The organism is Microbacterium sp. GXF7504 (assembly GCF_054798235.1).
Genome location: NZ_JBSJZI010000003.1, coordinates 614,399 through 635,612, shown reverse-complemented (window position 1 = coordinate 635,612; position 21,214 = coordinate 614,399). Strand labels below are relative to the sequence as shown.

At 72.6% G+C, this 21,214-nt stretch carries 21 protein-coding genes and 1 pseudogene; 8 read left to right on the top strand and 14 right to left on the bottom strand.

The annotated features are described in order from the left end of the window. Nucleotides 1-19: 19 nt before the first annotated feature. Nucleotides 20-883: a PHP domain-containing protein gene (locus ACWAUO_RS10415; RefSeq protein ID WP_460775203.1), complete on the bottom strand. Its 864-nt coding sequence runs from the start codon at nt 881-883 to the stop codon at nt 20-22. Nucleotides 884-946: 63 nt separating this feature from the next. Between ACWAUO_RS10415 and ACWAUO_RS10410 the strand changes: the two genes are divergently transcribed. Next, on the top strand, nt 947-1,966 hold the full coding sequence (locus ACWAUO_RS10410) for an endonuclease/exonuclease/phosphatase family protein (RefSeq protein ID WP_460775202.1): 1,020 nt from the start codon (nt 947-949) through the stop codon (nt 1,964-1,966). Nucleotides 1,967-2,013: 47 nt separating this feature from the next. Continuing rightward, nucleotides 2,014-3,429, top strand: a complete 1,416-nt coding sequence (locus tag ACWAUO_RS10405; RefSeq protein WP_460775270.1) for an aminopeptidase P family protein — start codon at nt 2,014-2,016, stop codon at nt 3,427-3,429. A gap of 30 nt (nt 3,430-3,459) precedes the next feature. Here ACWAUO_RS10405 and ACWAUO_RS10400 read toward each other — a convergent pair whose 3' ends face one another. Next, entirely contained in the window at nt 3,460-4,149 is a 690-nt protein-coding gene (locus ACWAUO_RS10400; protein WP_460775201.1) for a YflT domain-containing protein, read from the bottom strand. Nucleotides 4,150-4,214: 65 nt separating this feature from the next. Here ACWAUO_RS10400 and ACWAUO_RS10395 point away from each other — a divergent pair, with 65 nt between their 5' ends. The 3 genes from ACWAUO_RS10395 to ACWAUO_RS10385 are packed head-to-tail and all read left to right on the top strand — an operon-like array spanning nt 4,215 to nt 7,226. Continuing rightward, entirely contained in the window at nt 4,215-5,483 is a 1,269-nt protein-coding gene (locus ACWAUO_RS10395) for a magnesium transporter MgtE N-terminal domain-containing protein (RefSeq protein ID WP_460775199.1), read from the top strand. After that, a complete protein-coding gene (locus tag ACWAUO_RS10390) occupies nt 5,483-6,088 on the top strand; it encodes a DUF1003 domain-containing protein (RefSeq protein WP_460775198.1) in 606 nt (201 codons plus the stop codon). Before ACWAUO_RS10395 ends, ACWAUO_RS10390 begins: the two co-directional genes overlap by 1 nt. After that, on the top strand, nt 6,078-7,226 hold the full coding sequence (locus ACWAUO_RS10385) for an Mrp/NBP35 family ATP-binding protein (protein WP_460775196.1): 1,149 nt from the start codon (nt 6,078-6,080) through the stop codon (nt 7,224-7,226). The genes ACWAUO_RS10390 and ACWAUO_RS10385 overlap by 11 nt, the downstream gene beginning before the upstream one ends. A gap of 9 nt (nt 7,227-7,235) precedes the next feature. Here ACWAUO_RS10385 and ACWAUO_RS10380 read toward each other — a convergent pair whose 3' ends face one another. Further along, entirely contained in the window at nt 7,236-7,625 is a 390-nt protein-coding gene (locus ACWAUO_RS10380; RefSeq protein ID WP_460775195.1) for a Sec-independent protein translocase family protein, read from the bottom strand. 72 nt (nt 7,626-7,697) lie between these two features. On the opposite strand from ACWAUO_RS10380, the gene ACWAUO_RS10375 reads away from it, so the two are divergent. Continuing rightward, nucleotides 7,698-8,339: an O-methyltransferase gene (locus ACWAUO_RS10375; RefSeq protein WP_460775194.1), complete on the top strand. Its 642-nt coding sequence runs from the start codon at nt 7,698-7,700 to the stop codon at nt 8,337-8,339. A gap of 63 nt (nt 8,340-8,402) precedes the next feature. Here ACWAUO_RS10375 and ACWAUO_RS10370 read toward each other — a convergent pair whose 3' ends face one another. From ACWAUO_RS10370 to dapE, 3 genes are all read right to left on the bottom strand, one after another. Next, the gene (locus ACWAUO_RS10370; RefSeq protein WP_124293549.1) at nt 8,403-8,573 is read right to left on the bottom strand and encodes a DUF3117 domain-containing protein; all 171 of its coding nucleotides are present in this window, start codon (nt 8,571-8,573) and stop codon (nt 8,403-8,405) included. Between the two features lie 81 nt (nt 8,574-8,654). Next, nucleotides 8,655-9,887 carry a hypothetical protein gene (locus ACWAUO_RS10365; protein WP_460775192.1) on the bottom strand — a complete coding sequence of 411 codons (1,233 nt, stop codon included), beginning with the start codon at nt 9,885-9,887 and terminating at the stop codon, nt 8,655-8,657. Beyond that, entirely contained in the window at nt 9,872-10,945 is a 1,074-nt protein-coding gene (gene dapE / locus ACWAUO_RS10360) for a succinyl-diaminopimelate desuccinylase (RefSeq protein ID WP_460775190.1), read from the bottom strand. Before dapE ends, ACWAUO_RS10365 begins: the two co-directional genes overlap by 16 nt. 43 nt (nt 10,946-10,988) lie before the next feature. Between dapE and dapD the strand changes: the two genes are divergently transcribed. Continuing rightward, entirely contained in the window at nt 10,989-11,933 is a 945-nt protein-coding gene (dapD, locus tag ACWAUO_RS10355; protein ID WP_460775189.1) for a 2,3,4,5-tetrahydropyridine-2,6-dicarboxylate N-succinyltransferase, read from the top strand. Nucleotides 11,934-12,015: 82 nt separating this feature from the next. Beyond that, nucleotides 12,016-12,813, top strand: a pseudogene (gene ppk2, locus ACWAUO_RS10350) (polyphosphate kinase 2). 21 nt (nt 12,814-12,834) lie between these two features. Here ppk2 and ACWAUO_RS10345 read toward each other — a convergent pair. The 8 genes from ACWAUO_RS10345 to ACWAUO_RS10310 all read right to left on the bottom strand — a co-directional run bounded on the left by ACWAUO_RS10345 (nt 12,835) and on the right by ACWAUO_RS10310 (nt 21,182). Further along, the gene (locus ACWAUO_RS10345) at nt 12,835-14,130 is read right to left on the bottom strand and encodes a citrate synthase (RefSeq protein ID WP_460775187.1); all 1,296 of its coding nucleotides are present in this window, start codon (nt 14,128-14,130) and stop codon (nt 12,835-12,837) included. Nucleotides 14,131-14,293: 163 nt separating this feature from the next. Then, nucleotides 14,294-15,403 carry a succinyldiaminopimelate transaminase gene (gene dapC / locus ACWAUO_RS10340; RefSeq protein ID WP_460775186.1) on the bottom strand — a complete coding sequence of 370 codons (1,110 nt, stop codon included), beginning with the start codon at nt 15,401-15,403 and terminating at the stop codon, nt 14,294-14,296. Nucleotide 15,404: 1 nt separating this feature from the next. Further along, entirely contained in the window at nt 15,405-15,725 is a 321-nt protein-coding gene (gene fdxA / locus ACWAUO_RS10335; protein ID WP_460775184.1) for a ferredoxin, read from the bottom strand. A 9-nt stretch (nt 15,726-15,734) separates the two neighbouring features. Then, nucleotides 15,735-16,112, bottom strand: a complete 378-nt coding sequence (locus tag ACWAUO_RS10330) for a histidinol dehydrogenase (protein ID WP_460775182.1) — start codon at nt 16,110-16,112, stop codon at nt 15,735-15,737. A gap of 250 nt (nt 16,113-16,362) precedes the next feature. Then, nucleotides 16,363-16,677 carry an AzlD domain-containing protein gene (locus tag ACWAUO_RS10325; RefSeq protein ID WP_460775180.1) on the bottom strand — a complete coding sequence of 105 codons (315 nt, stop codon included), beginning with the start codon at nt 16,675-16,677 and terminating at the stop codon, nt 16,363-16,365. Further along, nucleotides 16,674-17,408: an AzlC family ABC transporter permease gene (locus tag ACWAUO_RS10320; RefSeq protein WP_460775178.1), complete on the bottom strand. Its 735-nt coding sequence runs from the start codon at nt 17,406-17,408 to the stop codon at nt 16,674-16,676. Before ACWAUO_RS10320 ends, ACWAUO_RS10325 begins: the two co-directional genes overlap by 4 nt. Before the next feature lie 17 nt (nt 17,409-17,425). Then, the gene (typA, locus tag ACWAUO_RS10315) at nt 17,426-19,336 is read right to left on the bottom strand and encodes a translational GTPase TypA (RefSeq protein WP_460775176.1); all 1,911 of its coding nucleotides are present in this window, start codon (nt 19,334-19,336) and stop codon (nt 17,426-17,428) included. 130 nt (nt 19,337-19,466) lie between these two features. Then, on the bottom strand, nt 19,467-21,182 hold the full coding sequence (locus ACWAUO_RS10310; protein ID WP_460775175.1) for an ABC transporter family substrate-binding protein: 1,716 nt from the start codon (nt 21,180-21,182) through the stop codon (nt 19,467-19,469). Nucleotides 21,183-21,214 lie beyond the last annotated feature (32 nt).

The following is a 21,214-nucleotide window of genomic DNA, read 5'->3' as shown; positions in this document are numbered from 1 at the left end:
AGCGGATCCCGCGCCCCCGTCACGGTGTGACGGGGGCGCTTCCCGTTCCGCGCTCGACGATGCGCGCGATCATCGCGGCGCTCGTGGTGTGCTCCCCCGGCACGTTCGGCTTGCCGCGACCGTGGTAGTCGCTCGACCCGGTCGTGATGAGGTCGTGCCGCACGGCGAGGTCGCGGAGGACCCGCTTGCCCGCCTCCGTGTTCTCCCGGTGCTCGATCTCGAACCCGGCGAGCCCGGCGTCGATGAGTCCCTCGAGCACCGGCATCGGCAGCATCCGGTCGCGCCCCGCCGGGTGCGCGATCACCGGCACCCCGCCGGCGGCGACCACGAGCCGCACCGCGGTCAGCGGGTCCGGCGCGTAGTGCGGCACGTAGTAGGGCTCGCGCGGATGCAGGATGCCCGCGAAGGCGTCGCCGCGGTCCTTCGCGAGCCCCCGCGCGACGAGGGCGTCCGCGATGTGGGGCCGCCCGACGGTCGCGCCGTCGGAGGTCTGGGCGATCACGTCGTCCCAGGTGAAGTCGTAGTCGCGGCCGATGTTCGCCACGATCCGCTCGGCGCGCCCCAGGCGCGCGTCGCGGATCCGGTCGGTCTCGGCGCGCAGCGCCGCGTCGTCCGGGTCGAACAGGTACGCGAGCAGATGGACGCTGCGCCACTCGTGGAGCGCAGAGAGCTCCATCCCGGGGATGAGCGTCATCCCGAGCGAGACGGCCGCGTCCGCCGCCTCCGCCCACCCGGCGGTCGTGTCGTGGTCGGTGAGCGCGACGGTGCGCAGGCCGTGCCGGTGCGCGGCGGCGATCACCTGTTCGGGCGGCTCGGTGCCGTCGGATCGCACCGAGTGCAGGTGCAGGTCGCCGCGTGCCTCAGTGCGCCCGGTGCCGTCCACGCACCGAGCGTACCGCGGGGCGCCGTCCGTCGGATTCACAGCCTGACTGCCTAGGCTCGCAGGGTGCTTCGCCTGTTCCGGATCCTCGTGACGGTCCTGTTCGCGATCGCGGCGGCGGTGCTCACCTGGCCCGGCTTCTTCCGGGTCGAGCGGACGTTCCCGGTCGCGCAGATCGTCGCGTTCCGCACCGTGCTGACGGCCGCCTTCGCGGTGCTCGTGCTCGTGCTGCTGCTCGCCGCCGTGGTGCGCCCGATCCGCCGGCTCGTCCTGTCGCTCGCGCTCGTGTCCGCGCTGGCCGCCGGCGTCGGCGTCGTGATCGTGGTCGACCGCGGGCTCGGCACCCCCACGCTGCCGCAGAAGACGGATGCGGCGGTGCGGGTGATGACCTGGAACACCGCGGGCGACGCGACCTCGCCGGAGACCATCGCCCAGACGGCGGTGGCGATGAGCGCCGACATCGTGAGCCTGCCGGAGACCACGATCGAGACCGGGGCGCAGGTCGCGGTGGCGATGAGGGAGCTCGGGCAGCCGATGTGGGCGTACCACACGCAGTACGGCACGGACGGCTGGGCGGCCGACTCGACCACCCTGCTCGTCAGCCCCCGGCTCGGCGACTACGCCGTCATCGACTCCGCCGAGGACGGCTCCAGCAACACCTCGACCGTCCCCTCCGTCGTCGCGATGCCGGTCTCCGGCGACGGACCGACGATCGTCGCCGCGCACGCGGTGGCGCCGCGCGAGGACGCCATGGCCGGCTGGCGGCACGACCTGCAGTGGCTCGCCGACCAGTGCGCCACGGACGATGTGATCATGGCGGGCGACTTCAACGCGACCCTGGACCACTTCGCGCGCCTCGGCGTCGACGGCGCGGACCTCGGACGATGCACGGATGCGGCGGCCGCGACCGGCAACGGTGCGGTCGGCACCTGGCCCACGAAGCTCCCGGCCCTCGCCGGGGCGCCGCTCGACCACGTGCTGGTGGGCTCCGCGTGGACGGCGACCGGGTCGGTCGTGCTCTCCTCGCTGGACGGGACGGGCGGCGACCACCGGCCGCTCGTGGTGCAGCTGGAGCGCGCCGGCTGAGGCGCACGGTGGAAGACTGGGCAGACGGCACACGAGACGGGATGACGATGAACGAACAGGCGATGCAGCAGGCCGAGCAGGAGCGCACCGAGAAGCCGGTGATCGCGAACCGCAAGCAGCCGTTCCCGCAGGGGTTCCTCGACACGATCTCCACGGGCTGGGCCTCCCGGCCCGCCGTCGCACCGACGCCGCGCGAGCAGGCCGCGTACACCGCCCGCCGCCGCGACGCGGTCTCCGCCGCGTTCCCGGGACAGCGTCTGGTGGTCCCGGCCGGGGAGGCGAAGGTCCGCAGCAACGACACGGACTACCCGTTCCGCGCGCACTCCGCGTTCGCGCACCTGACCGGCTGGGCCGCCGACGCCGAACCGGGCGCGGTGCTCGTGTTCGAGCCCCGCGAGCAGGTCGGGCACGACGTGACCCTGTACTTCCGCGAGCGGGCCGACCGCACCACGGCCGAGTTCTACGGCGACGCGTCGATCGGCGAGTTCTGGATCGGGCCGCGCCCCTCCCTCGCCGAGGTGGCGGCCGACCTCGGCATCGCGACGGCGCACATCGACGCGTTCCGTGCCGGCGAGGCCGACCGCACGGTCGGCGGTGACGAGGAGCTCGACCGGTTCGTCTCCGAGCTGCGTCTGGTCAAGGACGAGTACGAGATCGCGCAGCTCCGCCTCGCCGTCGAGGTGACCGGCGCGGGCTTCGACGACATCGTCGCGAACCTCGACCGGATCGTCGCCCACCCCCGCGGCGAGCGGGTCGTCGAGGGGGTCTTCCACCTGCGCGCCCGGAGCGAGGGCAACTGGGAGGGCTACGACACGATCGCGGCCGCGGGCCCCCACGCCTGCTATCTGCACTGGACCCGCAACGACGGGGCGGTGCGCCCGGGCGACCTCATGCTCGTGGACGCTGGCGTCGAGGTCGACAGCCTGTACACCGCCGACATCACCCGCACGATCCCGGTGGACGGCACCTTCTCCGAGGTGCAGCGCCGCGTGTACGAGACCGTGCGCGAGGCCGCGGACGCGGCCTTCGCCGCGGCCCGACCGGGGGTGCGGTTCCGCGAGGTGCACGAGGCCGCGATGCGCGTCATCGCCGCCCGCACGGCCGAGTGGGGCCTGCTGCCGGTCACCGCCGAGGAGGCGCTGGACGCCGATCGCGGTGGGCAGCACCGCCGCTACATGGTGCACGGCACGAGCCACCACCTCGGCATCGACGTGCACGACTGCGCGCAGGCCCGCCGTGAGATGTACTACGACGGCGTGCTGGAGCCGGGCATGGTGTTCACGATCGAGCCCGGCCTGTACTTCCAGATCGACGACCTCACGGTGCCGGCGGAGTACCGCGGCATCGGCGTGCGCATCGAGGACGACGTCCTCATGACCGCCGACGGCCCGGTGAACCTGTCGGCCGGGATCCCGCGCACGGCGGACGAGGTCGAGGCCTGGGTCGCACGCCTGCGCGGCTGATCCCCGGGGCGGGCGCCTCCCCGGCTGCGGTCAGTCGCGCGGCGGGGCCGCGCGGTCCTCAGGGTCCGCGTCCGCCGCGGTCGCGTCGGGCTGCGGGTCGCCCTCGTCCTGGCGCCCGGCGTCCTGGACGGGAGCCGGTGACGGCGTGATCCGCTCCCCGTAGCGGGGCGGCTCGGCGGGGATCCGCTCGCCGTAGCGCGGCGGTTCGGTCGCGGCGGCCGGCGGCACGGCGGGAGCCTGCTCGACGGGCCGGGTGCCGAGCGCGGCACGCGCCTTCGCCGCGTTGGCGGCGGTGACCTTGACCTCGTAGCGGTCGGCGGCGACCTGCATCACCGAGGCGTAGTCGCGCTTGCGCCGGACGATCGCGAACATGACGATGTTCAGCAGCATCCCGAGCGCCACGCCGAGCAGCAGCACCCCGACGAACACCTGCAGGGCGACCGTGGGACTGCCCAGGACGAAGATCGCCGCGAACAGCACGCCCAGCATGAGGCCGTTCACCGCGCCGGAGCGCGCGGCCGTCGCGTAGCCGAGCCGGCCGGTCACCCGCTCGACCGAGCGGAGCCCCTCGCCGACGATCGCGATCTCCCGCGCCGGCACCTCGGCGGCGATCAGCTGCGAGACCGCCTTCTGCGCGCCCTCGTACGCGGTGAAGGAGGCGACGGTCTCCCCCGCCTCCGCCGATCCGGCCGCGAACGGCGCACCGCCTGACATGCTCATCCGTCCATCCTGCCACGCGGGCGCAGCCACCCGGCCGGGCCGGATGCCGGGGCTACGCTGGTCGGGTGAGCACACAGCGGGTCTTCGTCGCGCGCCTGGCGGGGTGCGCCGTCTTCGACCCCTCCGGCGACCGCCTGGGGAAGGTCCGTGACGTCGTGGTGATCTACCGCACCGACGACTCCCCCCGCGTCGTGGGACTCGTGGTCGAGATCCCCGGCCGCCGGCACGTGTTCCTCTCCATCAACCGCGTCACCACGATCGAGTCCGGGCAGGTCATCACGACGGGCCTCATCAACGTCCGCCGGTTCCAGCAGCGCGGCGGCGAGGTGCGCGTGATCGCGGAGCTCGTCGGCCGCAAGGTGACGCTCGGCGACGGCGGCGGCCAGGCCGTCATCGAGGACGTCGCGATCGAGCGCGACCGCCTGGGCGAGTGGAGCGTCGGCCAGCTGTTCCTGCGCAAGCCCAAGACGAGCGCGTCCCCCTTCGCGAAGGGTCCGACGACCTTCGCGCACTGGAACGAGGTGCACCAGCGGCAGCGGCCGGGCGAGGCGCAGTCGGCCGAGCACCTCGCGGCCAGTTACGCCGACCTGAAGCCCGCCGACCTCGCCAACACCCTCCTCGACCTCCCGGACGAGCGGCTCATCGAGGTCGCCGAGGAGCTCACCGACGACCGGCTCGCCGACGCGCTCGAGGAGATGCCGGAGGAGGAGCAGGTGCACATCCTGGAGGCGCTCGGCGACGAGCGGGCGGCCGACATCCTCGACCACATGGAGCCCGACGACGCCGCCGACCTCCTCGGCCAGCTGCCGGAGGACCGGCTCGAGGAGCTCCTCGAGCTGATGGAGCCGGAGGAGGCGGAGGACGTCCGCACGCTCCTCCAGTACGGCCCCGAGACCGCCGGCGGACTCATGACGCCCGAGCCGATCGTGCTGTCGGCCGACGCGACCGTCGCGGAGGCGCTCGCGCTCATCCGCCGGCACGAGCTGCATCCCGCCCTCGCCGCCGCCGTGTTCATCACGCTGCCGCCGTACGAGACGCCCACCGGACGGCTCCTGGGGGTCGTGCACTTCCAGCGGATGCTGCGCTACCCGCCGCACGAACGGCTGGGCGCGATCATCGACGACTCGCTCGAGGCGGTCGCCCCCTCGGCGCCGGCGAGCGAGGTCGCGAGACTGCTCGCCTCGTACAACCTCGTCTCACTGCCCGTCGTCGACGCCGCAGGGCGCCTGCTCGGCGCGGTCTCCGTGGACGACGTGCTCGACTTCCTGCTGCCCGACGACTGGCGCGCCGGCGACGAGGACGAGCCGCATCCGACCGCGCAGAGGGGGCGCTGATGGCCCGCGCATCCCGGAAGCCCACGCTCGACGCGCCGCTCGACCGCGCCGGCCGCATCGGCCGCGCCCCGCAGCCCTCCCGCGACCGGTTCGGGCGGGCCACCGAGTGGATCGCCCGCGCCATGGGCACGCCGTGGTTCCTCGTCGCGCTCACCGTGTTCTGCCTCGCGTGGATCGCGTGGAACACGATGGCACCGCCCCACCTGCGCTTCGACGCCGCGGCGAACGGGTTCACCGCGTTGACGCTCATGCTGTCGCTGCAGGCCTCGTACGCGGCGCCGCTCATCCTGCTCGCGCAGAACCGGCAGGACGACCGCGACCGCGTGCAGATCGCGCAGGACCGCCAGCGCGCCGAACGCAACCTCGCCGACACCGAGTACCTGGCCCGGGAGATCGTGGCGCTGCGCATGGCGATGAACGACCTCTCCGGCGAGGTCGTGACCCGCGAGGGGCTGCGCGACGAGCTGCGCGCCCTGGTGGAGGACCTGGACGCCCGCGCGTCGGGCGAGACGCCGCACGAGGCCGCGGAGCGCGAGGAGCGCCGCCGCCGGGCCGAGCGGCGCGAACGCGCCGAGCGCGAGGAGCGGGACGCGCGTGAACGCTGACCCCGACCTGATCGCACGGGTGCGGGATGCGGCGGGCGCCGTCGTCGACCCGGAGCTGCGCCGTCCGCTGGCCGAGCTCGACATGATCGGCGACGTCACCGCCGAGGAGGGGGTCGCCCGCGTCGACGTGCGGCTCACGGTGGTCGGCTGCCCGGCCGCCGACCGCATCGAGCGCGAGGTGCGCCTCGCTGCCGAGGCCGTCACCGGGATCGGGCGGGCCGAGGTCGTCCTCGGCGTCATGACGCCGGCCGAGCGGGCCGTGCTCACCGAACGGCTCCGGGCCGGGCGCCCGCGCGGCATCCCGTTCACCGCGGACTCGCTCACCCGGGTCATCGCGGTCACGAGCGGCAAGGGCGGGGTGGGCAAGTCGTCGACGACCGCGAACCTCGCCGTCGCGCTCGCGGCCCGCGGGCTGAAGGTCGGCCTCGTCGACGCCGACGTGCACGGCTTCTCCATCCCGGGCCTGCTCGGCCTCGTCGACGCCGCCGGGCGCACCGTCCGACCCACCCGCATCGACGACCTCATCGTGCCGCCGGTCGCGTACGACGTGAAGGTCGTCTCGATCGGCATGTTCCTCCGCGAGGGCGACGAGCGCGCGGCGGTCGCCTGGCGCGGACCGATGCTCCACCGCACCGTGCAGCAGTTCCTCACCGACGTGCACTTCGGCGACCTCGACGTGCTGCTGCTGGACATGCCGCCCGGCACCGGCGACATCGCGATCTCGGTCGGTCAGTTGCTGCCGCACGCGGAGGTGCTCGTGGTCACCACGCCGCAGCCCGCCGCGGCCGACGTCGCGATCCGCAGCGGCGTCGTCGCGCGGCAGACGGGGCAGCGGGTGCTGGGCGTCGTGGAGAACATGGCGCCGATGACGATGCCCGACGGCACGGTGCTCGACCTGTTCGGGTCGGGCGGCGGCGCCGTGGTCGCTTCGGGGCTGTCGACGGATGCCGGGACGGTGCCGCTCCTGGCGTCCGTCCCCCTCTCCCCCGCGCTCCGCGCCGCGGGCGACGCCGGGACCCCGGTCGTGGTCGCGGACCCCGCGGATCCCGCCGCGCGCGCGATCGACGCGCTGGCCGCCGCGGTGGTCGCGGCCGGTCCCGGTCTCTCGGGCCGGTCGCTCGCCGTCCGCCCGGGCTGAGCGCTCCCGTCAGGTGGCCTCGGTGTCGTACGGGGGCAGCTCCCCGGATGCGGCGTCGTAGCGCTCCGGCTTCTTCGGCGCGGGCGCCAGCGCCGCCGTCGCCGCCGCGGCGGTGCCCGCGGCCCGGACCGTGGCGGTGGGCGGGTCGTCGAGCAGCGCCTCGCGGATGATGCGACGCGGGTCGTACTGGCGCGGGTCGAGCTTGCGCCAGTCGACGTCGTCGAAGTCCTCGCCCATCTCCTCCTTGACGCGCGTCTTCGCACCGCTGAGGAAGTCGCGTGCCCGCGTCGTGAACTTCGCGAGCGCCTCCGCGTACCGGGGCAGCCGTTCCGGCCCGATGAGGAAGGCGGCGATCACACCGATCACCAGCAGCTTCTCGATCGTGAGGCCGAAGAACATGCTCTCAGGTTACCCGCCGCGCCTGTCCGTCCCGTGCGCGGCGTACCCGTAGGCTGATCAGCGGAGGAACACATGAGTGCGAGCGACGCGAATGCACGGTTCGCCCTCGAGGCGACCGTCGAACCCGATCCGATCGCCCGGGCCCGCGCACACGCGCTGGAGCTCGGCGCGGAACCGATCAGCGCCCCGGTGGGTGCGCAGTGCGCGGTCATCGCCCGCGCGTCCGGCGCCCTGAACATCGTCGAGATCGGCACCGGCGCCGGCGTCTCCGGCCTCTGGCTGCTGCACGGCTCGCCCCGCGCGGTCCTCACCACGATCGACAAGGAGCCGGAGCACCTCGCGGCCGCCCGCCAGGCGTTCCAGGACGCCCGCATCCCGCCCGCCCGCGCCCGGTTCATCACCGGCCGCGCCGCCGACGTGCTCCCCCGCATGAACGAGGCGTCCTACGACGTCGTGCTCGTGGACGCCGACCCGGACGGCGTCATCGAATACGTCGAGCACGGTCTGCGCCTGGTGCGCCCCGGCGGCACCGTGCTCGTGCCACGCGTGCTCGCCGGCGGCGCGGTCTCCGACCCGGTGCGCCGCGACCCGGTGACGACCGCCTACCGCTCGCTCATCCAGGAGACCCAGGCCTCCCCCGCCGTCATCGGCGCGCTGTCCATCGTCGGCGAGGGGCTGCTGCAGCTCACCACGGTCGCCGACGCCGCCCGCTGAGCTCCGCCGACACGAAGACGGCCGGCCCCCGAGGGGACCGGCCGTCTCACGGATGCGTGGGGTTCAGGCGCCCACGACCTCGCCCAGGACGTCGTACAGCTCCTTGGCCTCGGCGTCGTTGACCGAGACCACCAGGCGGCCACCCCCCTCGAGCGGAACGCGCACGATGATGAGCCGGCCCTCCTTCACAGCCTCCATCGGCCCGTCCCCGGTTCTCGGCTTCATGGCTGCCATTGTGGCTCCTTCTCGTCGATGATCTGGCTCCCAGTTTATCCTCTGCCCACCCGCCGCCGCGCAAACGCGCGTCATCGGGCGTCAGGGGATCTGCCAGAACGTGCGCGCCTGGCCGTACATGTTGAAGATCCACCACCACTGGCCGACCAGGCACAGCGCGAGCACGCCCCACCGCCACCACCACGCCCGTGGGAGCGCGACCGCACCCCACAGCGGGCTGAGCGGCAGCAACAGCCGGAACGTGCTCGACTGGGGGAAGAACACCCCCAGCAGGTACAGCAGATAGCTCGCGCACCACAGCCGCACCGGCACCCCGAGCCGCCGCACGTGCGGCTCGAACAGCAGGAGGAGCGCCAGGGCCGCGACCAGCCCGATCAGGAGCGCGATCCCCCAGCCCGTACCGAGCCCCCAGATGCGCGCCCAGAACGTCGCCCCGGTCAGGAACCCCTCGAACGGGAGGAACACCCCCGACGCGTCGGCGATCCAGTTGCGCCGCCAGGCGAGTTCGGTCGACAGGTAGGCGTCCGGTTCGCCGGTGACGAGCGCGGCGATCCCCTGCCAGGCGAACCCGACCGCCGCGGCGAGGAGCCCCAGCGCCACGATGTGCGCGACCTCGCGCACCGGCAGCGGGTCGGTCCGGCGCCGGGTCCAGCGCCACACGCCGTACAGGGCGAGCAGGAGCGAGAACGCGAGCACCCCGGGCCGGGTGGCGCCCATGAGCGGGATGAGCAGGTACAGCCACCCGTACCGGCGGCGCTCCAGCGCCCACAGCGACAGCAGCAGCCAGAGGAGGAACAGCGACTCGGCGTAGCCGACCTGGAACAGGGCCGCGAGGGGCCCCGCGCTGAAGAACACGACCGCCCAGGTCGCCGCGCCGACGTCGAGCCGGGCCCGCAGCATCCGGTACAGCACGAGGGCGGAGAGGTACCCCGCCACGAGCGAGACGCACACCGCACCGGCGCCCCACCCGCCGAGGAGGACGCCGAGTCCCCGCGACAGCCAGGCGTACAGCGGCATGAACGCCCAGCCGTTCTCCGCGACGAGCCCGTCGTCGGTGCGGGGCAGCTCGGCCGGGTAGCCGTTCACGGCCACGAACCAGTACCAGGTGGCGTCCCACCCGACCACGAAGTCGCCGAGGGTCGCGTCGGGTCCGAACCGGGTGCCCGGGCCCGCCGTCGTCGTGGCGAGCAGGAACAGCATCGTCGTCACGAGCCGCGCGGCGGCGTAGATCACCGCCACGCGGGCGGGCGCGGGCCAGGCCCGCCAGTGCCCGGCGACGCGCTGGGGACGGGCGGCGGTCAGGCGGTCAGCCACCGCCGCAGGCCCTGCTCGACGTCGTCGATCTGCCGGAGGGGCACACGCTCCTCGTCGTGGTGCGCGAGGCTGGGGTCGCCGGGGCCGTAGTTGACGGCGGGGACCCCGAGCGCAGAAAAGCGCGCCACGTCGGTCCAGCCGTACTTGGGGCGGGGCTCCGCGCCGACCGCGGCGAGGAACTCCTCGGCGAGGGGCGCGTCCAGACCCGGACGGGCGCCGTTGGCCCGGTCGACGACCTCGATCTCGAAGCCGGCGAGCACGTCGCGCACGTGCGCCTCGGCCTGCTCGACCGACTTGTCGGGGGCGAAGCGGTAGTTCACCTCGACCTCGCAGCGGTCGGGGATGACGTTGCCGGCGATGCCGCCGCCGATCCGCACCGCGTTCAGCCCCTCGCGGTACGCCAGCCCCTCCACCGTGACGGTGCGGGGGCGGTACTCGGCGAGCCGGGCGAGGATCGGCGCGGCCGCGTGGATCGCGTTCTCGCCGACCCAGGCGCGGGCGCTGTGGGCGCGCACGCCGTGGGTGCGCGCGACGACGCGGAGGTTGCCGTTGCAGCCGCCCTCGACCTGCCCGTTCGACGGCTCGCCGAGGATCGCGAAGTCGCCCGCGAACAGGTCGGGCCGGGTGCGGGCGAGCCGGGTGAGGCCGTTCAGCTCGGCCGCGACCTCCTCGTGGTCGTACCACATCCAGGTGAGGTCGACGTTCGGCGCGGTGAGCTCGGCGGCGAGCTTCAGCTGCACCGCGACCCCCGCCTTCATGTCGACGGTGCCCCGACCCCAGAGGTACGGCTCGCCGTCGATCTCGACGTCGCGGACCGGCACGTTGCCGTTGATCGGCACCGTGTCGATGTGCCCGGCGATGACGACGCGCTTGTCCCGACCGAGCTGCGTGCGGGCGACGATCGTGTCGCCGTCGCGGTACACGTCCAGGTGCGGCAGGCCTGCGACGGCGGTCATGATCGCGTCGGCGAGGACGGTCTCCTCCCCCGACACCGACGGGATGTCGCAGAGCGCCCGGGTGAGGTCGACGGCGGACGCGGTGAGGTCGAGCGGGGGCATGCTGCGAGTCTAGCGATGGGCGCGGAATCGATACGCTGGAGGGATGAGCGAACGCTGGATCTGGGGTACGGGACTGACGACGACGACCACGGGCGGGACGGTGCTGGACGCCTGGTTCCCCGCGGTGCACGAGGGCCGCCCGGACACCGCCGTGGTCCCCGGTGACGACCTGGTCGCGGCTGCGGGCCCGGACGAGCGCCGCGGCGTCGTGGTGGCGCCGGTGACGGTCGCGGTGGATCTGGACGCGGCGCCCGCGTCGACCGCCGACGCGTACCTGCGCCTGCACGCCCTGTCGCACCTCGTGGTGCGCCCGAACGAGCTGAACCTGGACGGCATCTTCGCGCACCTGCCGAACGTCGCGTGGACGAACGCCGGCCCGGTGCACCCGGACGACCTGCCGCGACTGCGCATGGGCCTGCAGCGTGCGGGCATCCAGGTGCAGAGCCTGGACAAGTTCCCGCGCCTGACCGACTACGTCGTGCCCGCCGGGGTGCGCATCGGCGACGCGAGCCGGGTGCGGCTGGGCGCCCACCTCGCCCCGGGCACCACCGTCATGCACGAGGGCTTCGTGAACTTCAACGCCGGCACGCTCGGCGCCTCCATGGTCGAGGGCCGCATCTCGCAGGGCGTCGTCGTCGGCGACGGCAGCGACATCGGCGGCGGTGCCTCCATCATGGGCACGCTCTCCGGCGGCGGCACCCACCGCGTCTCGATCGGCCGCCGCAGCCTCCTCGGCGCGAACGCCGGCATCGGCATCTCCCTCGGCGACGACTGCGTCGTGGAGGCGGGCCTCTACGTCACCGCCGGCACGAAGGTGCTGCTGCGCGACGAGCCCCTCCTCGACGACGGCTCGCGCCCGGTCGTGAAGGGCGCGGACCTCTCCGGCAAGCCGGGGCTGCTGTACCGCCGCAACTCCATGACCGGCCAGGTGGAGGCCGTCCGCCGCGCCGGGGTCGGCGTCACGCTGAACGAGGCGCTGCACGCCTGAGCGCACGCATCCGCACGAGGGGGCGGTCCGGTTCGACCGGATGCGCCCCCTCGCCGCATCCGGGACCGCTACGCTCACGGGCATGACGTCGAAGCTGCCGAAGAAGGTCTACAACCGCGAACTGCGGCGGCTGCAGGCGCAGCTCGTCGACCTGCAGGCGTGGGTGCAGGCCACCGGCGCCAGGGTGGTGGTGCTGTTCGAGGGCCGGGACGCCGCGGGCAAGGGCTCGACGATCACGCGGGTGCGGGAGTACCTGAACCCCCGCGTCGCGCGGGTCGTGGCCCTCCCGACCCCGACCGAGCGGGAGCGGACGCAGTGGTACTTCCAGCGCTACGTCGCGCACCTCCCCGCCGCCGGCGAGATCGTGCTCATGGACCGGTCCTGGTACAACCGCGCCGGGGTCGAACGCGTCATGGGCTACTGCACCCCCGAGCAGTACGAGCGGTTCCTCGAGCAGGTGCCGGTGTTCTAGCGGATGCTGACCGACGACGGCATCCTGCTGCGCAAGTACTGGTTCAGCGTCTCCGACGTCGAGCAGGAGCGGCGGTTCCACGACCGCGCCGAGGACCCGATGCGGCGGTGGAAGCTCAGCCCCACGGATGTGGAGGCGATCACCCGCTGGGAGGACTACTCCCGCGCGAAGGACGTCATGTTCGAGCGCACGGACAGCGACCACGCACCGTGGTACGAGGTCGACAACGAGGACAAGCGCCGCGGCCGGATCAACATGATCCATCACCTGCTCGGCAGCATCCCGTGGCATCCGGTCGAACCGCCGGCGCTGGAGATCCCGCCGCGGCCACCGGCGACCGGGTACCGGCGCCCGCCCGCGGACGAGCGGAACCTGGTGCCGGACCACGCCGCCACGCTCACGGCGTGAGGCGGGTCCGGCCGCCGGGGCTCAGACGCCCGGGTAGTTCCGCTCGGGCGCGCCCGTGTACAGCTGCTGCGGGCGGCCGATCTTGCCCTGCGGGTCGTTCGCGGCCTCGCGCCACTGCGCGAGCCAGCCGGGCAGGCGCCCGATCGCGAACAGCGGGGTGAACATGCGGGTCGGGAAGCCCATCGCCTTGTAGATCACGCCGGTGTAGAAGTCGACGTTCGGGTACAGGCGGCGCTGCACGAAGTAGTCGTCCTCGAGGGCGATCGCCTCGAGCTCCTTCGCGAGGTCGAGCAGCGGGTCGCTGACGCCGAGTTCGGCGAGCACCTCGTCCGCGGACTCCTTGACGAGCTTGGCGCGCGGGTCGTAGTTCTTGTAGACCCGGTGACCGAAGCCCATGAGCTTGACGCCGTCCTCCTTGTTCTTCACCCGCTCGACGAAGCGCTTGACGCTCTCGCCGGAGTCGCGGATGTCGCCGAGCATCGTGAGCACGGCCTCGTTCGCACCGCCGTGGAGCGGGCCGTAGAGGGCGTTGATGCCGGCCGAGATGGAGGAGAACTGGTTGGCGCCGGTCGAGCCGACCAGGCGCACCGTGGAGGTGGAGGCGTTCTGCTCGTGGTCCTCGTGCAGGATGAGCAGCCGCTCGAGCGCCCGCGACATGACCGGGTTGACCTCGTACTCCTCGCTGAGGACGCCGAAGTTCAGCTTCAGGAAGTTGTCGACGAAGCTCAGCGAGTTGTCCGGGTACAGGAACGCCTGGCCGATGCTCTTCTTGTGGGCGTAGGCGGCGATGACCGGGAGCTTCGCGAGCAGACGGACCGTGTTGAGTTCGACGTGCTCGGGGTTGTGCGGGTCGGACTCGTTCTCGTAGTAGGTCGAGAGCGCGGCGGTCGCGGCCGAGAGCACCGACATCGGGTGCGCGGTGTGCGGCAGCGCCGAGAAGAAGTGCTTGAGGTCCTCGTGGAGGAGCGTGTGGCGGCGGATGCGGGTGTCGAAGTCCTCGAGCTCCGCCGGGGTCGGCAGCTCGCCGTAGATGAGCAGCCAGGCGACCTCGAGGTAGGTGGAGTGCTTCGCGAGCTGCTCGATCGGGTAGCCGCGGTAGCGCAGGATCCCCTGGTCGCCGTCGATGTAGGTGACCGCGGACTTCGTCGCCGCGGTGTTCACGAATCCGTAGTCCAGGGCGGTGTGCCCGGTCTGGCGGGTGAGCGTCGACACGTCGATGCTCGGGTTTCCGTCGGTGCCGTGCAGAACGGGGAACTCGGCGGTACGGCCTCCCACGGTGAGGGTTGCTGTCTCCTGCTGTGCGCCCGTTTCGCTCACGGCGCCTCCTTGCGTGTCGATGTGTCGTCGAGTGGGAGCGATCGCCGATCGGCGATCCGGCACGACCCGCTCCACATCGGCAAGACCGTGCTGGTACAGCCTATCCGTCGCGGAAGCCTATGACGTTCATCGGCAACGGATGCAGGTATCCGATGTACGGATCCTACGAACCGTCGCCGAGGCGTGCCGCCGCCGTGCGGATGCGCTCGTCGTCCGCGGTGAGCGAGAACCGCACGTGCTGCGGGTGGAAGGGCCCGTAGAAGTGGCCGGGACCGGCGAGGATGCCGCGCTCGGCGAGCCACGCGAGGCTGTCCCAGGCGTCCTCGCCGCGGGTGGCCCAGAGGTAGAGCCCCGCCTCGCTGCGGTCGATGCGGAATCCGGCCTGCTCGAGCGCGGGCTTCAGCAGCTCCCGGCGGGTCCGGTAGCGCGCCTTCTGCGCGGCCACGTGCGCGTCGTCGCCGAGGGCTGCGACCATGGCCGCCTGGACGGGGGCCGGGACCATGAGGCCGAGATGCTTGCGCGCCGTGAGGAGGCGACCCACGATCGCGGGGTCGCCGGCGAGGAAGGCGGCGCGGTAGCCCGCGAGGTTGGACTGCTTGCTCAGCGAGTACACCGAGAGGAGCCCGGTGTGGTCTCCCCCACTCACCCGCGGGTCGAGCACGGACGGCACCGGCTCGGCGTCCCACGGGGCGTCCCACCCGAGTTCCGCGTAGCACTCGTCGCCGGCGAGCACGGCGCCGAGCTCGGCCGCCCGGTCGCGGGCACGGCGGAGCTCGGCCGCATCCCACACCCGCCCGTCGGGGTTGCCGGGCGAGTTCACCCACACGAGGCGGGTGCCCTCAGGCCATTCGTCGGGGTCGTCCAGCGCGACCGGGGTCGCGCCGACGAGCTTCGCGCCGACCTCGTAGCTCGGGTACGCGGCGCGCGGGAACACCACGGTGTCGCCCTCGCCGAGCCCCAGCAGGAGCGGCAGCAGCGCCACCAGCTCCTTCGACCCGATCGTCGGCAGCACGTGGTCGGGCGTGAGCCCCGGGACGCCGCGGCGGCGGGCGTACCAGTCCACGATGGCCTCGCGCAGCGGCACGGTGCCGACCGTCTGCGGGTAGGCGTGCGCGTCGGTCGCGGCACGGAGCGCGTCGGCGACCACGTCGGGGGTCGGGTCGACCGGCGAGCCGATCGAGAGGTCCACGATGCCGTCGGGGTGGCGGCGGGCGGTCGCCGCGTACGGTGCGACCGCGTCCCAGGGGTAGTCGGCGAGGTCGTCGACGCTCATCTCACTCGCCCTGCGGGGGCAGCGACGAGACGACCGGGTGGTCCTTGTGGATCACGCCGACCTTGGCGGCACCGCCGGGCGAGCCGATGTCGTCGAAGAACTCGACGTTGGCCTTGTAGTAGTCCTGCCACTCCTCGGGCAGGTCGTCCTCGTAGTAGATCGCCTCGACGGGGCAGACGGGCTCACACGCACCACAGTCGACGCACTCGTCGGGGTGGATGTACAGCGATCGCTCCCCCTCGTAGATGCAGTCGACGGGGCACTCGTCGATGCAGGCACGATCCTTGACATCGACGCACGGAAGGGCGATCACATACGTCACGGGACGAGTCTACCGGGGCTCGGCGGTGGGCCGGCCCAGCCGCGCGGGGTCGGGGAAGGCGACGACGAGCGCGGTCCAGACCGGCACCGCCGCCATCCAGACGAGGGCGGCGATCTCGTGCGCCTGCGTGAACAGCACCGACCCGCCGGCGGAGGGCTGGGCGAGCACGAAGGTCGCGATCATCATCCCGAGCCCGGCGGCGAGGGCCGCCCAGCGGTCGCCGACGAGGAGGCGGACGGCGAGCAGCAGCGCCCCGGAGCCGACCACGGCGAGGAACACGCCGACCGGGAGTCCCAGCCAGGTCGCCGCGTGCGCGGCCGAACCCGCGGCGCCGTACACGAGGCCCACGGCCAGCGCGATGGCCCACGATGCGATCCGGTTCCCCACCCGCCCAGTCTACGTGCGGGTCTGCGCGGGCACCGGGTGTGGCCGGGGTCCGCGCTCGCTCGCGTCGCGGCATCCGCCGCATCCCATCGATGCATGTGGCGCTTCGTGCGGCTTCGAAGCCCCGGATGCCGCAGCATCCGCCACCTGACCGTGAGACTGCGTCGGGCGCGTGCACGCAGGTGGCGGCTCGCGCGGGGTCAGGGGTTCGGATGCCGCAGCATCCGCCACGCGGGCGGCGACGCCGCCCGGGTCAGACCGCCCAGCCGAGGAGGCGCAGGAGGGCCGCGACCACCGCCGCGGCGACGACGACGACGAGGAACGAGGCGCGGAGTGCGAGCAGGCCGCCCGCCACGAGCACCGCGGGGATGCGGGCGTCGACCGTGATCGCCTGCCCGTCGCCGAGGGTCTGCACGGCGACGAGCGCGGCGAGGAGCGCGACGGTGAGCAGCTCCGCGATCCGCGCCGGCCGCGGCGCCTCGAGCAGGGAGGGCGGGATGAGGTAGCCCACCGTCTTCAGGGCGACGCAGGCGATGGCGGCGAGCAGCACCGCGGTCCACAGGGTCATGCGTCGGCCTCCTCGGGACCGCGGCGGGCGGGGCCGCTCCCGCGTCCGCCGAGCCAGTTGGTCCAGCCGACGACGATCGCGACGACCGCCGCGACGAGCACCGGGAGCCCGGGCATGAGCGCCGGGGTGAGGACGGCGGCGACGACGGCGGCGGCGGCGCCCACCGCGACCGCCTGCCGGCCGCGCAGGCGCGGCCACAGCAGGGCCAGGAACGCGGCGGCCGCCGCCGCGTCCAGGCCGTACGCCTTCGGGTCGCCGAGCACGTCGCCGAGGAGGGCCCCGGCGAGGGTCGACAGGTTCCAGCCCAGGTAGATCCCGATGCCGGTGACCCAGAACCCGACCGTGCGGGCCTTCGGCTCCTCCTGCGCGAGCGAGACGGCGGTGGACTCGTCGATCGTGAACTGCGCGGCGGCGGCGCGGCGCCAGAAGCCGCGGCCGATGACCGGCGACATCCGCATCCCGTACGCGATGTTCCGGGCGCCGAGCAGCGCCGCGGACGCGATCGCCGCGGGGGCGGCCGCCAGTCCCCCGGCGCCGATGACCCCGACGAACGCGAACTGCGAACCGCCGGTGAACATCACCAGGCTCAGCACGCAGGTCTGCCACACGTCGAGGCCGGAGGCGACCGCGAGGGCGCCGAACGAAATGCCGTACGCGCTCGTGGCGAGCGCCACCGCGAGGCCCTGACGGGCCGCTGCGGCGGACGGGGACGCGGGGCGGGCGGTGCTCACCCCACGATTCTGCCGGATCAGGCGTTGGCGTCCTGGCGCTTCAGCCGGGCGGTGGCGCGACCGCGCTCGGTCGAGTCGAGGACGACCTTGCGGATGCGGACCTTCTCCGGGGTGACCTCGACGCACTCGTCCTCACGGGCGAACTCGAGGCTCTCCTCCAGCGACAGCAGGCGCGGCGGGGTCATGGACTCGAACGTGTCGGCCGTGGAGGAGCGCATGTTGGTGAGCTTCTTCTCCTTGGTGATGTTCACGTCCATGTCGTCGGCGCGGGAGTTCTCGCCGATGACCATGCCCTCGTAGACCTCGTCGCCGGGCTGGATGAAGAACGACATGCGCTCCTGCAGGCCGATGATGGCGAACGGCGTGGCGGTGCCCGCGCGGTCGGCCACGATCGAGCCGTTCTGGCGCGTGGTGATCTGGCCGGCCCACGGCTCGTAGCCGTGCGAGATGGCGTTGGCGATGCCGGTGCCGCGGGTCGTGGTCATGAACTCGGTGCGGAAGCCGATGAGGCCGCGCGACGGCACGACGAACTCCATGCGCACCCAGCCGGTGCCGTGGTTCGTCATGCCCTCCATGCGCCCCTTGCGGGCGGCGAGCAGCTGCGTGATCGCACCGAGGTACTCCTCCGGGGCGTCGACGGTGAGGTGCTCGAAGGGCTCGTGCACGACGCCGTCGATCTTCTTCGTGACCACCTGGGGCTTGCCCACGGTCAGCTCGAAGCCCTCACGGCGCATGTTCTCGACGAGGATCGCGAGCGCGAGCTCGCCGCGGCCCTGCACCTCCCAGGTGTCGGGGCGGCCGATGTCGACGACCTTCAGCGACACGTTGCCGATGAGCTCGCGGTCGAGGCGGTCCTTGACCATGCGGGCGGTGAGCTTGTGGCCCTTGACCTTGCCGACCAGCGGCGACGTGTTCGTACCGATCGTCATCGAGATGGCGGGGTCGTCGACCGTGATGGCCGGCAGCGGCCGGACGTCCTCGGGGTCGGCGATGGTCTCGCCGATCGTGATGTCCTCGAAGCCGGCGATCGCGACGATGTCGCCGGGGCCGGCGGACTCGGCGGGGTACCGCTCGAGCGCGCGGGTCATGAGCAGCTCGGTGATGCGGGCGTTGCTGGTGGAGCCGTCCGAGCGTACCCAGGCGACGGTCTGCCCCTTCTTCAGCGTGCCGTTGAAGACGCGCAGGAGCGCCAGGCGACCGAGGAACGGCGAGGAGTCGAGGTTGGTGACCCACGCCTGCAGCGGCGCCTCGTCGTCGTAGGACGGCGCGGGGATGTGCTCGAGGATCGCGGCGAACAGCGGCTCGAGGTCGTCGTTGTCGGGCAGCTCGCCGTTCTCGGGCCGGTTGCGGGACGCGGCGCCGGCACGACCGGACGCGTAGACGATCGGCACGTCGAGCAGCGCGTCGACGTCGAGGTCGGGCACGTCGTCGGCGAGGTCGGACGCGAGACCGAGCAGGAGGTCCTGCGCCTCGCCCTCGACCTCGACGATGCGGGCGTCGGGGCGGTCGGTCTTGTTGACCAGGATGATGACGGGGAGCTTCGCCTCGAGGGCCTTGCGCAGCACGAAGCGGGTCTGCGGCAGCGGGCCCTCGCTCGCGTCGACGAGGAGGACGACGCCGTCGACCATCGACAGGCCGCGCTCGACCTCGCCGCCGAAGTCGGCGTGGCCGGGGGTGTCGATGACGTTGATGGTGACCGGCACGTCGGTGTGCTCGCCGTTGTAGGTGATCGCCGTGTTCTTGGCGAGGATCGTGATGCCCTTCTCGCGCTCGAGGTCGTTCGAGTCCATCGCGCGTTCCTCGACGTGCGCGTGCTCCCCGAACGAGCCGGTCTGACGCAGCATGGCGTCGACGAGCGTCGTCTTGCCGTGGTCGACGTGCGCGACGATGGCCACGTTGCGGAGGTCGGAGCGGAGGGCACGCGCCATGGAAGAAGTCCTAACAGAAGGGTGAAGGCCGGGATTCCGGCGTTCCAGCGTAGCGCAGCGTTCCTGAACGCGGCCGGTACACGCAGGACGGGCCCGGCGGATCGCTCCGCCGGGCCCGTCCGCGGGGGTGCTACTTCATCCACCCGACGTTCTCGACGGGCTGGAGCCCGAAGAGGTCGAGACCCGTGTAGGTCTCCGGGGTGAGGTTGGCCAGCCCCTCGGTCGCGACCGAGATCCAGGGGCCCGCGTACAGCGGCAGGATGCCCCAGGTCTCGGCGATGATCTCGGCCTCGAGGGCGAGACCGGCGGCGGTCTGCTCCTCGGCGGTGGGCAGGGCCGCGACCTCGTTCGCGATGCGCTCGTCGATCTCCGCGGTGCCCGAACCCGACAGGTTCAGCTGGCTGTCGGAGCAGTACACCTGGCACATGTAGGCGACGCCGTACGGGTCGGACGAGGAGAACCCGAGCATCACGAGATCCCAGTTCTTCGTGGTGAGGTCGTTCGAGAAGTCGGACGACGGGCGCACGTCGATCTCGACCGCCAGGCCGATCTCCTTCAGCTGCGCCTGCACGACGCGGGCGCGGGCCTCGACGATGGCGTCGTCGCCGAACACCGGGAGCGTGCCCTCGAGACGGACGCCGTCCTTCTCGCGGACGCCGTCGTCGCCGAGGGTCCAGCCGGCCTCGTCGAGGATGCTGTTGGCCTCGTCGACGTCGTAGGCGTACCCCGCCTCGCTCAGCGCGTCCTCGTAGCCGTCCTGGAACGGGAACAGCAGGAGCGAGCCCGCGTCCTCCTCGGTGTAGTCGAGGCCGTTCCAGACGACCTCCTTGATCTGGTCGCGGTCGATCGCCTTGAACACCGCCTCGCGCACGGCGAGGTCGGCGAACTGGGGCTTCTCCGCATCCAGCTGGAGGAGGTTCGTGGCGGTGCGCTGGGCGCGGTAGACCTCGATGCCGTCCATGCCCTCGACCTGGGCGAGGTTGTCGGCGGTGAGGTTGTCGGCGTAGTCGATCTCACCCGCGCGGAACGCGTTCAGCATGGCGGTGTCGTCGAGCTGGCGGAACGTGACCGTCTCCAGCAGCGGCTCGTCGCCCCACCAGGCGTCGTTCGGCACGAAGGAGACCGTGCCGCCGTTCGCGTCGAACTCGTCGATCGTGAACGGGCCAGCGCCCCACTCCGGGTGCGGGTCGCCGAGGTAGGCGTCGTTGAACACCTCGGGGCTGTTCACGGCGGGGTGCAGGATGTGCCAGAACAGGCCGTCGGTCCAGGGGTAGACCTGCGAGAAGGTGACGACCGCCTGGCGTTCGTCCTCGCCCTGCTCGACGGACTCGATGAGCGCGTAGCCGTCGGTGGTGTTGGGGACGTACCCCTCGTCGTAGGAGCGGTTGGCCTTCCACGTGAGGTCGTACGACTCCCACGTCATCGGGGTGCCGTCGTTCCAGGTGGCCTCGGGGTTGATCGTGTAGGTGACGACCGTCTTGCCGTCGACCTCCTCGGTCGTCCAGTCGCTCAGGTAGTTCGGGTTGGCGTACACCTCGCCGTCGGGCGTCATGAGGATCGTCTGCGGGTTGTACCACTCCCAGATCCGCGCGGTGTCCACCGTGCCGTCGGCGTGGTTGACGTTCAGCTGCGGGGTGATCTCCGAGATGGGGAAGGTCACGTCGCCGCCCTGCTGGAGCGCGTCGCGGTCCTGGGGGTTGTAGTCCGAGCCTTCGATCGTCGAGGCCTCGCCGCCGCCGTTCGTGCCGCCGCCGCCGTCTCCCCCGCCGCCGGCACAGGCGGTGAGGGCGAGGGCGAGGACGGCGCCGCCGGCGAGGACGCCGGCGAGCTTTCGTTGCAGGTTCATGGTGCTTCCTTCCGTGTTCGCGTTGCGTGTTC

Coding starts and splice junctions, on each gene's coding strand:
- ACWAUO_RS10405 (WP_460775270.1), top strand. CDS start 2,014: ATGAACGAACAGGCGATGCAGCAGGCCGAGCAGGAGCGCACCGAGAAG.
- ACWAUO_RS10400 (WP_460775201.1), bottom strand. CDS start 4,149: ATGAGCATGTCAGGCGGTGCGCCGTTCGCGGCCGGATCGGCGGAGGCG.
- ACWAUO_RS10390 (WP_460775198.1), top strand. CDS start 5,483: ATGGCCCGCGCATCCCGGAAGCCCACGCTCGACGCGCCGCTCGACCGC.
- ACWAUO_RS10380 (WP_460775195.1), bottom strand. CDS start 7,625: ATGTTCTTCGGCCTCACGATCGAGAAGCTGCTGGTGATCGGTGTGATC.
- ACWAUO_RS10375 (WP_460775194.1), top strand. CDS start 7,698: ATGAGTGCGAGCGACGCGAATGCACGGTTCGCCCTCGAGGCGACCGTC.
- ACWAUO_RS10370 (WP_124293549.1), bottom strand. CDS start 8,573: ATGGCAGCCATGAAGCCGAGAACCGGGGACGGGCCGATGGAGGCTGTG.
- dapE (WP_460775190.1), bottom strand. CDS start 10,945: ATGCCCCCGCTCGACCTCACCGCGTCCGCCGTCGACCTCACCCGGGCG.
- dapD (WP_460775189.1), top strand. CDS start 10,989: ATGAGCGAACGCTGGATCTGGGGTACGGGACTGACGACGACGACCACG.
- dapC (WP_460775186.1), bottom strand. CDS start 15,403: ATGAGCGTCGACGACCTCGCCGACTACCCCTGGGACGCGGTCGCACCG.
- ACWAUO_RS10325 (WP_460775180.1), bottom strand. CDS start 16,677: ATGACCCTGTGGACCGCGGTGCTGCTCGCCGCCATCGCCTGCGTCGCC.
- typA (WP_460775176.1), bottom strand. CDS start 19,336: ATGGCGCGTGCCCTCCGCTCCGACCTCCGCAACGTGGCCATCGTCGCG.
- ACWAUO_RS10310 (WP_460775175.1), bottom strand. CDS start 21,182: ATGAACCTGCAACGAAAGCTCGCCGGCGTCCTCGCCGGCGGCGCCGTC.